At 38.8% G+C, this 12720-nt stretch carries 11 protein-coding genes and 1 pseudogene; 6 read left to right on the top strand and 6 right to left on the bottom strand.

Translation table 11 applies throughout. The features are described 5' to 3' along the window. The first annotated feature begins 3 nt into the window (after positions 1-3). Positions 4-2601, top strand: coding sequence for a cation-translocating P-type ATPase (locus RGF10_RS21425; RefSeq protein ID WP_318505634.1), 2598 nt, complete (start codon positions 4-6; stop codon positions 2599-2601). Between the two features lie 57 nt (positions 2602-2658). Here RGF10_RS21425 and RGF10_RS21420 read toward each other — a convergent pair whose 3' ends face one another. Beyond that, positions 2659-4044: an amino acid permease gene (locus RGF10_RS21420; protein ID WP_318505632.1), complete on the bottom strand. Its 1386-nt coding sequence runs from the start codon at positions 4042-4044 to the stop codon at positions 2659-2661. 189 nt (positions 4045-4233) lie between these two features. Beyond that, entirely contained in the window at positions 4234-4929 is a 696-nt protein-coding gene (gene pssA, locus RGF10_RS21415) for a CDP-diacylglycerol--serine O-phosphatidyltransferase (protein WP_318505630.1), read from the bottom strand. Between the two features lie 226 nt (positions 4930-5155). Between pssA and RGF10_RS21410 the strand changes: the two genes are divergently transcribed. The 5 genes from RGF10_RS21410 to RGF10_RS21390 all read left to right on the top strand — a co-directional run bounded on the left by RGF10_RS21410 (position 5156) and on the right by RGF10_RS21390 (position 9429). Then, positions 5156-5617, top strand: coding sequence for a DUF2062 domain-containing protein (locus RGF10_RS21410; protein WP_318505628.1), 462 nt, complete (start codon positions 5156-5158; stop codon positions 5615-5617). A 51-nt stretch (positions 5618-5668) separates the two neighbouring features. After that, a complete protein-coding gene (locus RGF10_RS21405) occupies positions 5669-6250 on the top strand; it encodes a hypothetical protein (RefSeq protein WP_318505626.1) in 582 nt (193 codons plus the stop codon). Between the two features lie 215 nt (positions 6251-6465). Next, on the top strand, positions 6466-6765 hold the full coding sequence (locus tag RGF10_RS21400; protein WP_318505625.1) for a zinc ribbon domain-containing protein: 300 nt from the start codon (positions 6466-6468) through the stop codon (positions 6763-6765). A gap of 68 nt (positions 6766-6833) precedes the next feature. After that, entirely contained in the window at positions 6834-7139 is a 306-nt protein-coding gene (locus RGF10_RS21395) for a DUF2085 domain-containing protein (protein ID WP_412176753.1), read from the top strand. 172 nt (positions 7140-7311) lie between these two features. After that, positions 7312-9429, top strand: coding sequence for an MMPL family transporter (locus RGF10_RS21390; RefSeq protein WP_318505623.1), 2118 nt, complete (start codon positions 7312-7314; stop codon positions 9427-9429). A 109-nt stretch (positions 9430-9538) separates the two neighbouring features. Here the strand turns inward: RGF10_RS21390 and rluF are convergent. The 4 genes and pseudogenes from rluF to phnC all read right to left on the bottom strand — a co-directional run bounded on the left by rluF (position 9539) and on the right by phnC (position 12712). Beyond that, a pseudogene (gene rluF, locus RGF10_RS21385) lies at positions 9539-10245 on the bottom strand (23S rRNA pseudouridine(2604) synthase RluF). An 89-nt stretch (positions 10246-10334) separates the two neighbouring features. Next, entirely contained in the window at positions 10335-11174 is an 840-nt protein-coding gene (locus RGF10_RS21380) for a PhnE/PtxC family ABC transporter permease (protein ID WP_318505622.1), read from the bottom strand. Beyond that, positions 11171-11959, bottom strand: a complete 789-nt coding sequence (locus RGF10_RS21375) for a PhnE/PtxC family ABC transporter permease (protein WP_318505620.1) — start codon at positions 11957-11959, stop codon at positions 11171-11173. The genes RGF10_RS21380 and RGF10_RS21375 overlap by 4 nt, the downstream gene beginning before the upstream one ends. Continuing rightward, on the bottom strand, positions 11960-12712 hold the full coding sequence (gene phnC / locus RGF10_RS21370; RefSeq protein ID WP_318505617.1) for a phosphonate ABC transporter ATP-binding protein: 753 nt from the start codon (positions 12710-12712) through the stop codon (positions 11960-11962). Between the last annotated feature and the right edge of the window lie 8 nt (positions 12713-12720).

Genomic DNA, 12720 nt, shown 5'->3' with positions numbered 1-12720 from the left:
ATAATGGAGGAATTTTACAGGCAGACATCAACAGAAGCAATGACAGCATTAGGGGTTACAGAAGATGGATTACAATCTGAAGAAGTAGTGAAGAGAAGAGAGAATTACGGTTGGAATGAACTGACTGAAGTAAAACGAAGGACGTTTATGATGGTGTTCTTCAGTCAATTTAAAGATTTTCTTGTCATCATCCTAATGGTAGCAGCTGCTGTCTCGGCATTCCTCGGTAAGGCAGAAAGTACAATCGTCATCCTAATTGTATTGATGATCAATGCAATCCTTGGAACGATCCAACATTTGAAGGCCGAGCAGTCATTACAAAGCTTAAAGGCACTTTCATCGCCGACTGCAAAGGTGTTTCGAGATGGTCGAAAACAGGAAATTCCATCAAAAGAATTGGTGCCTGGTGATATTCTTTATCTAGATGCAGGCGACTATGTCAGTGGTGATGGCCGTATTCTCGAAACTTACAGCTTACAAGTGAACGAAAGCTCTTTAACAGGCGAATCTGAAAGTGTATTAAAAACCTCTGAACCTATTGATCAAGCAAACCTGGTTGTTGGGGATCAGAAAAATATGGTGTTTTCCGGAAGCTTTGTAACGTATGGAAGAGCGATCGTCCTTGTTACGGGAACAGGGATGAAAACCGAAATTGGGCGAATTGCAACCCTAATGGAAACGGCAAAAGAAAAGAAAACACCGTTGCAAACAAATCTTGATCATTTTGGTAAAAAACTTGCGCTTGTCATCATTATTTTATCGATGTTCATTTTCGCACTCGATATTGTAAGAGGCCGCGATGTGGTGGATTCATTTATGTTTGCTGTCTCTCTCGCAGTTGCAGCGATTCCAGAGGCGTTGAGTTCGATTGTTACAATTGTTCTTGCGATTGGGACACAGAAAATGGCGAAGGAAAATGCGATTATCAGACAGCTTCATGCGGTTGAAAGCCTCGGCAGCATTTCAGTTATTTGTTCTGATAAAACAGGAACCTTAACGGAAAATAAAATGACGGTGAAAAAAGTTTGGGTAGACGGTCAGGCGATTGAGCATGATCAACTGAACACTGATAAGGAGATCGATCGCAGGCTACTATCAATGGCTATTCTTTGTAATGATGCCGTGACGATTGAAAATAAGGAAATAGGTGATCCAACAGAAGTCGCTCTAGTTAATCTTGGGGAAGCGTATGACATGGATGAATTGGTGATGAGAGATAATTATTTGCGTCTTGGTGAGGTGCCGTTTGATTCAGAACGTAAGCTTATGAGTACTGTGAACATGGTCCGTGGTCAATTGCTGATGTTGACAAAGGGTGCACCTGATATCGTCTTATCAAGAATTGACAGACTTGGAACATCAGATGGCATCATCGAGCTTTCACAACAGCATAAACAGGAAATTGAACAAGCATACAGGAGGTTTTCAAGTGAAGGATTACGTGTGCTTGGTTTTGCTTATAAGGAGCTTGAAGCAGGACATGAAATTGGCGTTGAGGATGAGGATAAGTTAATTTTTGTCGGACTAATCGCGATGGTCGATCCACCGCGAGCGGAATCATTAAGTGCGGTAAAAAACTGCATCATAGCAGGGATTAAACCTGTCATGATCACAGGTGATCATAAAATCACGGCAAGTGCGATTGCAAGACAAACAGGAATTTTACAAAATAATGAAGATGCGATTGAAGGAGCAGAGCTTGAAGAAATGAGCGATGAAGAACTCCATGAACGTGTATCGAGACTGTCTGTTTACGCAAGAGTATCACCTGAGCATAAAATAAGAATTGTCAGGGCTTGGCAAGCTCGAGGAAATATTGTTGCCATGACAGGAGACGGTGTAAATGATGCACCGGCACTTAAACAAGCTGATATTGGAATTGCCATGGGGATCTCAGGGACCGAGGTTGCCAAGGATGCTGCAGCAATGGTGTTAACGGATGATAACTTTTCTACAATCGTAAAAGCCATTAACAATGGACGGAGCATCTTTTCCAATATTAAAAACTCTATTAAATTTCTCTTATCGGGAAATACAGCTGGAATCATCTCTGTCCTCTATGCATCACTAGGAGCATTGCCTGTTCCATTTGCACCAGTCCACCTGTTATTTATTAACCTTTTGACAGATAGTCTTCCTGCTATCGCAGTAGGCCTTGAACCCCATAATAAAAATGTAATGAAGGAAAAACCAAGAAATATAAATATACCAATTCTCAATAAATATTTTGCAACTGAAATTATTGCAGAGGGAATGATTATCGCTTTGACCACGATTATCTCATTCCATATTGGCTTAGCCGAAAACAGTGCTGTTGCTAGCACAATGGCTTTTGCAACTTTGTGCCTTTCTAGACTGCTCCATGGCTTTAATTCAAGATCAAGGTTGTCCATATTTAAAATCGGATTGTTTACCAATCGATCAGTTTGGTTGGCTGTCATACTGGGAATTACATTGCTAAATCTCGTATTATGGTTTCCTCCGTTAATGAGAGTGTTTGAGATTGCACAACTGTCTGGTAATCAATATTTCTCAATTGTGGGACTTAGCATGTTGCCTTTAATCATCATTCAAATTTATAAATACTTTTTTGTGAAGTAATATATAAAACTTTAACACAGTAAAGCGGTGGGGGACTGTCCCCACCGCTTTACTGTGTTAAATTATTTGTTTAGATTGTTGATTGACTTGCATTTTTTGTTTCGAGGTCTTGTCCTTATGATAAACGAACGATAGGAGTGTAATGATTATCATTGTTACGACGCAGACAAGTGATCCAATAATATTTTTCGTATTAAATAAGAATGATACGAAAATTAATGCTAATGAGACGAGCGCAAAAATGGTTGTATAGGGATGCCATATTACTTTAAAATCTGCTGTGTTTTTATATTGTTTTCGAAGCTTAAGCTGTGCTCCGCATATGGCCATCCAAACAAGATTTACCGTAAATCCAGGAATAGACATAAGGTAACCAATGACCTTGCCTGGTGTCACATACGATAAAATTACTCCTGCTAAGATGAATAACATCCCGAACAAGATGCCGTTTAATGGAATTCCATGTTTCGTGATGGTCAAAAATCTCTTTGGGGCTTCACCATTTTTGGCTAATGAGTGTAATGTTCGTGATGTTGCGTAAATTCCTGAATTTGCTGCTGAAAGTACGGCAGTAATGAGGACAAAATTCATGATATTGGCTGCCCCTGGGATTCCAGCTAAATCAAAAACTTGTACGAACGGACTTGATTCTCCGGTTACCTGATTCCACGGCATAATACTGCAAATAATCAAGATCGGCAACATATAAAAAATAACTACTCGAAAAACAGTACCCTTCACAACTTTTGGTAAAACATGTTTGGCATCCTTAGTTTCTGATACAGCGACACCTATTAACTCTGCTCCACCATAGGAGAAAATGACAACGAGGAAAGCAGCGAACATACCACTAATGCCATTAGGGAAAAATCCACCATTTCCAGTCAAATTCGTTATCGGATTTTCCATTGAACTTGGCACTGCACCAAAAATAATAAGTGCTCCTAATATAATAAACAGTGTTAATGCTAATATTTTAATTCCGGCAAACCAAAATTCCATCTCACCAAAGTGTTTTACTGGAAATAGGTTAATCGCAACAATGAACCCGGCACATAATAAGCTTAAAACCCATAATGGTACGGAGGGAAGCCAATACTGGAGGAAGCTACCTGCCGCAATTAATTCAACAGTAATAACGAGAATCCAGTTAACCCAATAAAGCCAGCCAACAATGAATGAGGGTCTGTAGCCAAAGGCTTTATAAACAAGTCCTTGAACATTCACGTTTGGATAAACACTACCCATTTCGCCCATCGCCGCCATAACAATAAAGAGCAAAAGTCCGCCAATGAAATAGGCTAATATAACACTTGGGCCTGCCATATTTAATGTTTCTGAGCTTCCTTTAAAGATTCCTGTTCCAATCATTCCTGCTAAAGCCATAAACTGAACATGCCTTGGTAAGAGGCCCTTTTTTAATTCATGCTGATTTGTTTCCATCAGTAACTACCTTTCTATTAAAAAATATGATCGCTTAACATTGCTTAAATGCTTTTAAGCTTTTATGCGTTAAAGTGAGTTAATGTTATATTAATATATCATATTTTCAATAATAGTCAATCTGACATCTTTCATTCAGCTCCACAAACAAAAAAACTCCAGTGGTTGAAAACCAACTGGAATCTTACTTTAGTCAATATCCTTGCGATTCTTACTCTTTACAAATCGATAAGCTAAATAGGCAAAATATAATGGTGTTGCAATATAAATTAGATAGGGAAATTGCTCATATGTACTTTCATAGCTAACATATAATAAACAACCGAGGAAGATTGTCACGATTGTCCCATATTTCGGAAGTGGAATTTCCTTAAAGCTAGGAATTCTTATTTTACTTACCATTAAAAAGCACATTGCTGTAAAAATAACCGTGGTCACGATCTGCGGAATTCGATCCCCAAATAAAGTTAGTAGAGCAATGATTCCTCCTGCGGCTGTAATCGGAACACCAATAAAATAATTTAAAGAAGATTTATTAGTGCTAATATTAAATCTAGCAAGACGATAAGCCCCAAACAATGGAAACAATCCTGCCACCATTAAACCTAGTAGTCCAAATTGAAAAAAATATGTGTAATATACTAGGAAAGAAGGAGCCACTCCAAACGTGACAATATCAGCAAGAGAGTCCAACTCTTTCCCAAGGGCTGTATCAGCATTTAACATCCGTGCGAGCCGACCATCCATACTATCCAACATCATTCCAATTAATATCAAAATAGCAGCATTTTTGTAATGGCCAACTGCGGCAAATCCAACTGAAAGGAAGCCGCAATATAAATTTCCAAGTGTAAACATGTTTGGTATCATTTTTGTAAATCGCATTGTTTTCAACTCTTTCTCTTGCAATAACAACTTTGATGGATGTAAAGTGCAAGCTTTTAGTAAAATAATGAACATGGTTATACAATTCCTATAACTCTTATCTTAACATTAATACTGTTTTAGTCTCTTATTAAATTCACATCACACATATTAAATGATAACCTAAATTGAAGAAAATAATTAAATATAATATTTAAACACCATATAAAAATTAGGACGGGTGCTAATGATTATCAAACAACTAAGGAATTTGAAATTTTTATTGTTAAGGCTTTTAAGACTTAATGATAGTGCTCATGGAATCGCGATTGGATTTACAGTAGGGGCACTTGTCCACTTTGTTCCAACATTTGGTTTAGGGCCTGTACTATCAGCTCTAGGTGCAAGGTTGTGTAAGGGAAATATAGTTGCAGGACTTTTGGGAGGACTTGTCTTCCTATGGGTATTTCCGTTTTTGTTTTATTTGAATGTTATCGTTGGTGAAACGATCGTATCTGTTCACATCAGTCATATTAATCATATGCACGATATTTTTCACGCGGGGAGCACGGTCACAAAGGTGTTTTTTATTGGAATGATCATAAATATCTTTGTTTTTGGAGTAGTTCTCTATAGTATTGTTTTTTTCTTTGTGAAAAAATATCGAGTTGATCTCTTGATGTTTATCTATAGAAAATGGAAAATTTAGTTGGGGGAGTTTTATTTATTTGATTCTATTCATAAAGGGGAGGAGAAAGTTTTGGGGAAACTTGCACAAGCCCGACTGTCAGTCAGTATTTTTGTTATTTTAATCTTATTTGTCGGGTTCAATTGGTATACAAGTGAAAAAGCACGGTCGTTCGAGGAGCCAAGTGATGCTTTATTGGATCTAGAACCCAACTTACTAATCATTCCAGGCTATAAGAAAAATAATGTTTCCTTATATTTTTTTATGAAGGAAAGTAAGAAAATGGGAGCAACCTTTCTCGAGCATGGGATTTTTGGCTGGAAAACAGAGGGTAATCTTTTGTATACGACAATGGGTGAGGAAGCAGACTATTTAACGTTGGACAAGTATGTGGTTCATGACGACTATTTTGTTTATGGACTCGTTCGCAGTGAAGTTCAACCCATCATTAAGGTAAATGGGAAAGAAGCCACTTTGTTGAATTTGAACATGCTTGATTCTAGTAAAGTGAAAGAATATAGGCTAGAAAATATGTACATATGGTATGTAGAAGATGGATTTCCAATAACAGATGGAAAAATAGAAATGATCAATAAAGAAACGAAAGAACTTATCACCACAACAAAGCTCGATATGAAAAAAGGAGCAGAGTAATCATTTGTCAAACCCTAGGTAGGAAACCCCTCCTAGGGTTTTGTGTGTTTTCAGGTATGTTTTCACTTTCTGCAAAATATAATTACCCATGAGTAACAAAGCTAACTGTCTTGATCTTAATTATTAAAATGAAGCCGTACAAACAAGAGAATATGCTTAAACAGGGGGAAATACATCCTAAAGTTTGGCACAGAAACCAGAATGGGAGGCTAATTATGTATTGTAATGAATGTGGAAGTGAGCTTAGCAATCGTGCTGAGGCTTGTCCGAATTGTGGTTCCTTCTTGGCACAAAAAATAAGTGCGGGCATTGATCAACCGTCAACATTGTTAAATCTTGTGGCCTGCTGTTTTCCAATAGTGGGCCTTATTCTTTATTTCGTTTGGAAAGATGACAAACCGCTATCCGCAAAATCAGTTGGGAAATGGGCGTTAATTGGTTTTGGAATTAGTGTGCTTTTATATGTTCTTTCGATTGTATTAGGGATATTTGCTGAAACCATTCTATACTTTTAGTTTGGATATAATCATATGGAGAAGGTTATGAGTTTACTATTTATGTGCCATCGGCTACCTGAACGTTCATTCTTTTTCGAGGAAAGCAATTACCATTGTGTGCTCGGTGTACTGGTATTTTCATAGGTTATATGGTTGGGCTTCTTTATGCCTTTACTTTTGGGAGTCTTGAACTTTGGTTTGCTCTTCTGTTGCTTATTCCATTAATTATTGATGGTATGGTCCAGTTTCGAACAAACTATGTAAGTACTAACATACGACGGCTCATTACAGGAATCCTTGCCGGATTTGGCACTGATTTTTTTGTATATGGAATTGTAAATTTAGGTTTTACGCATGGACGCTGGATTGCCAAAACCTTATGGTTACAGTAGCAAATAGGATAATCTACCAAGGACCAGAGCTATGAGTTGCCCTATTGGCTAACCTAGCTCTGGTTCTTTTTTTGTAACCGAAGCTTCATTACTAAATAATAATGTTTGGTGATAGAAAGTATTATAATAAATAGATAATGTTAAAAAATTAATACACTAGCAGGAGGGGAAAATGAAATCATTATTACAGTCCATAACTGACAAGGTAACGTCCCGTAAAGGAATGTGGATTACGCTCAGTATTTGGCTATTAGCCACGATATTATTAGCAACGCTGGCACCTAGTGCAAAGGACTATGAATCATCCAGCATCGATTCCATTCCAGCCGATGCTAAATCAACCATTGCTCAAAATAAGCTCGATCAGTATTTTGAAAATAACGATGGAACCCCTGCGATACTAGTCTTCCAAGCGAAGGATGGAGGGAAAGTGAAAGTCGCAGATCTAATCCCGTTATTTACGAAAATAAACGAGATTGAAGGAATTAAAGAAATTGTTCCTTTAACAAAGATGCCGCCCGAAGCAACCAGTAGCTTCTTTTCAAAGGACCAAACTACATTGATTCTTCCGTTAACCTTCGAGTCATCACTGGAATCGAAGGAAATGAGAACATCACAAGAGAAAATAAGCGAAATCATCAAGGATTCTACTAATTTATCTCTAAATATCACAGGTCCGACCGGTATTGCTGTTGATTCACTTAATCTTTTTTCTCGAGCTGATGTCGTTTTGATTCTGTCGACTGTAGGCTTAATCCTAGTTTTATTAATTGTAATTTACCGATCACCATTACTAGCCCTTATCCCGCTTCTAGCAGCAGGCTTTGTTTATGAAGTGGTGAATCAAACGCTAGGTCTCATGGGGAAGGCGGGGTTACTTTTAAACAATCAAACACTATCGATTATGTCGATTCTATTGTTTGCCGCGGTTATTGATTATTCATTATTTGTTTTTTCGCGTTACCGTGAAGAGCTTAAAAAGAATGAAAGTAAATACGATGCAATGAAATGTGCAATGAGAGAAACGGGGATGCCAGTTTTCTTCTCAGGGGGAACGGTATTAGCGGCGATGCTTGTTCTATTCTTTGCGAAGTTTGGAGACTACCGAAATTTTGCTCCAATTTTTGCAACAGCAATGGCGATTATTATGGTCGCATCGATCACACTCGTTCCAGCCTTATTTACACTTTTTGGGCGGAAATCCTTCTGGCCAAAAATTCCAAAGGTAGGGGAAGCAACGGAAAAAACGAACACGATATGGGGAAAAATCGGAAGTTTTGTGGTTAGAAAGCCAGTTGTTGCAGGTACTGTAATCGGATTTGTCCTGCTATTGTCTGCATTAAATATGCTGAACATAAATTATGAATTCGATACGATGAAATCGTTCCCTAAAGATATGCCATCAAGAGTAGGTTATGAAATTTTAGAAGAAAAGTTTGAAAAAGGGGACTTAGCGCAAACGACCGTATTGTTTGAAGCGGATAAACCAGTCACAAGCGAGCAACAAGCCAAATTACAAAAAGTATTAGCCAATCAGCCTCTAGTGAGCAATGTTCGTCCTAACGGAATGACGGAGGATCAAAAGGTCATTCAATATAGTCTTACCTTTGCTGAAAGTCCGTATGCTTCTAAGACAATCGATGCTCTCGAAAAGATGAGGGATAAGGCAGATAAGCTTGTCAGAGATGTAAACCTTGATGGGGAACTTCACTTTGCGGGGGAAACAGCAAAGAAAGTGGATGACCGCTCTACAAATAATCGCGATTTAATCGTGATTGTTTTACTCGAATCACTATTGATTTTTTCACTGCTGATTGTGTTAACGAAGTCGGTAAAAATGCCAATCTACATGATGGGAACCATTTTAATTTCATTCCTTGCGGCTGTAGGTTTAGGAATGTTCTTAACGAACCTATTCTTTGATATTAATACAATAAGCAACCGTGTACCTCTATATTCATTTGTCTTTTTAGTCGCATTAGGTATTGATTACAATATCATTTTAATTTCGAGGTACATGGAGGAAAGAGTGCACCATCCTGTGAAAAAGTCGGTGGAAATTGCAGTTGCCAATACAGGTGGTGTCATTTCGTCTGCGGGGATTATTCTTGCCTCAACGTTTGCGGTATTAATGACCCAGCCAATTCAATTATTATTTGTGTTCGGCTTCATTGTCGCCGTCGGAATCCTTCTGGATACCTTCTTAATTCGAGGTATCCTGTTGCCCGCTTTAATTGTTTTATTGGAAAAGGATAAGCCGCAGACTGCAAAGAGAGTAAGTAATAGTTGATTAGGTCTGTGTTTTAATCTTGATTCCCAAAAATAAAAAGAAATGAAGAAATCCCACAAAATCTTGTGGGATTTCTTCATTTCATAAAGGTCAGCGTCAGAAGTAGATTTTACCAATCAGTTGGTTCGTAGCCTAATTCTTTGAAGAGCTGGGCCTTTTCTTTTTTGTTAAATCACGCCATTGGCCAACAGGTAGATTGCCAAGTTGAATGTTCATAATTCTCGTTCGTTGCAGACGATATACCTCATAACCAAGTGCTTCACACATCCGGCGAATTTGTCGATTCAGCCCTTGCGTTAAAATAATTTGAAAAACATATTTTGACAGCTGTGTAACCTCACATGGTAGTGTTTTTGTGTCTAATATTTTTACGCCGTCAGACATCTTCTTCAAAAATTCAGGCGTAATCGGCTTGTCGACTGTCACGATATATTCTTTTTCATGCTTGTTTTCAGCACGAAGGATTTCATTTACGATATCGCCATCATTTGTTAAAAGGATTAAGCCTTCTGATTCTTTGTCCAACCGTCCAATATTGAAAATCCGTAATGGATGGTTAACTAAATCAACGATATTCCCTTTTACATTTTTTTCGGTTGTACTCGTAATACCTACTGGTTTGTTTAAGGCAATATACACGTTATTGCGGGCAACAGTAATACGGTCACCACTGACGAGAACCTCGTCGCCCGGCTTTACTTGATCGCCAATTTTTGCGACTCTCCCGTTGATTTTAACGCGTCCTTCACTAATCAATTTATCTGCACCGCGTCTAGAAGCCTTTCCAGACTCGCTAATAAATTTATTCAATCGCATCCGACCACACCCTTAGTGGAAAATTCTCTTATTCAGAATACCACAACTATCACGATTTCAAACATTTTTTAACGTTCTAGAAAAGTTCATTATTTTACAAAAAATCTCGATTTATCTGATATAAAATCAGCGAAAACGACAAGGATGATATAGCATATAAGCATCAAGGTAATTTCGGTATAGTGAAAGAAGCTCATGCTCAGTTTAAATTGTTGGCCAAGGCCGCCAGCACCGACAAAACCAACCACTATCGTCGTCCGCATGATGACTTCCCATCTGTACAGAATATAGGTAAGAAACTGTGGCAACACGCTCGGCAGGACGCCGTACATTAGAATTTGTGCCCGTCCAGCTCCGGCACTGGCTAGATTGCGAATGGGTCGTGAATCCATATCCTCGATTACCTCTGCACATAGTTTTCCTAATATCCCAAAATTATGAAGGGCAAGTGCAATCGCACCTGGCAAAATTCCTGGTTTAAAAATAAAGATAATAATCATCGCCCAAACGAGCTCAGGAACGGAGCGGCTAAAAAGGTAGGTAACGCGAATCATACCAAAAATAAACCAGTGATACCATTTTCGCGATAATGTGAGTGTTCCATCAGCCATGTTACGTGCAGCAGGAATAACGGTTAAGAACATAACAATTGTAGAAAAGCCGATGGCCATAATACTCATTTTCAATGTTTCAATCGTTAACTTCGCCGCATCCGACCAGCTTTCACGATTTAAAAAAGCAATGTCATCTTCACCGATTCCGATCAGCCCTTTAAAAAACTTGCTAGCATACTGAACATTCTCGCCTGAAAATAAGTCAACAAGACTTGCTTTTTCCACCCCTATAATGAAGTACCATGATGCTGCAATTAAGAGAAAAAACAAATAGATAGAAAAAGAAAGAAAAGTCATTTTTCGTTTTTTCTTCATAGCGCCATCCGCCTTCTAATCATATTGCTCCAGCCATCAATGAAAAGGACCAGAATAATAAGGAAATACATGAAGGTCCAAACCTCCTGATAGTTAAGATCATTTAGAGAAAGCTGAATTTGATAGCCAAGCCCGCCAAGCCCAACGAAACTCATAATAGCGGAGGATCTTATTGAACACTCATAACGATACATTGTGTAGCTAATCATACTTGCTTTTACGCTAGGTAAATACCCGTAAAAAAGGCACTGAAGTTTAGAAGCACCAGCTGCTCTAAGTGCTTTAATTGGTTCTTCGGGAACATCATTAAGCATATCGGCAAAAATTCTTCCAAGAATCCCGCCGTATGGAATCGCTAGGGCAAAAACAGCAGCATAAGGGGAAAGTCCAAATGAAGCCACAAACAGCCAAGCCCAAACAAGCTCGTGAATGGCACGCATAAAACCAAGAACACCACGGAAAAATCCGCTCATAAAGGATTGCGTTCCTTTCCGTGATGTCAATACGCCTGATGCGAGAATTCCGATTATTAAAGCAAGGATAAGGGCTAGGCTCATGCCGGCCGTGGCATAGGCGAGGGTTAGCCAAGCAGATTGAATCGAAAGTGCTATAATTTCAGAAGAAAGATCAGGCTGAATCATCGCAGCAAAAATTTCTATTGCTGTACTTAATCCGCTTGCATGCATAACTTCTGGACCCCACTCCACTGCAAAAAGGCTCCAGACAAACACGAGAATCAGAAACAAAGTTAAGATCTTCCTCTTATGCAAATCAAACGAGAGCATTTAATTCAGCTCCTTTAGCTGGTATAGCTCCTGAAGCTGCTCGTTTGTGACAGAATCAGCAGGTAGGTCAAAGAACAATTGACCATCTTTAAGGGCAATCAACCTTGAAAAATACTTTTTGGCATACTCCACTGAGTGCAGACTAGCAATGACCGTTTGATTTTCTTCCCTAGCAAGTGTCGTCAGTATTCTAAGAATATCTTCAGCTCTTGATGGATCAAGTGAAGCGACTGGTTCATCCGCAAGAATGATTTCAGGCTTTTGCATGAGAAGGCGAGCTAGGGCAACACGCTGCTGTTCTCCACCAGATAAATTTGCGGTTCGTTCATATAGCTTATCTGCAAGTCCTACCCGATTTAAAGCATGGAGTGCTGTTTGCTTTTCCTGTGGGATAAATAAAGAAAACAGTGATTTGAAAAAGCCCCAATCAACGAGCCTGCCTGCTAGGACATTATGGATAACAGCAAGCTGGCCAACTAAATCAAACTGCTGCCGAATCATCCCAATTTTTTTTGCGCGGTCCTTTTGGTTTGCGTATTGCTGCAACGTTTTTCCATCAACGAGCAATTCCCCTTGATCAGCCTTGAGAATTGCAGCAAGAATATTAAGCAAGGTCGTTTTACCTGCTCCACTTGGTCCAATCAGGGCAATTAATTCTCCTTTTTTTACAGCAAAAGAAAGGGAAGATAATGCTATCTTCCGCTCAAATTGTTTCGATATTTGATTGATTTCGATCATATTCTGTTCAGACACGCAGTGTC

The sequence above is a fragment of the Bacillus sp. T3 genome (assembly GCF_033449965.1).
GTDB lineage: Bacteria > Bacillota > Bacilli > Bacillales > Cytobacillaceae > Bacillus_BU.
The sequence above is the reverse complement of the archived record's forward strand: the minus strand, read 5'-3'. Positions and strand labels throughout refer to the sequence as shown.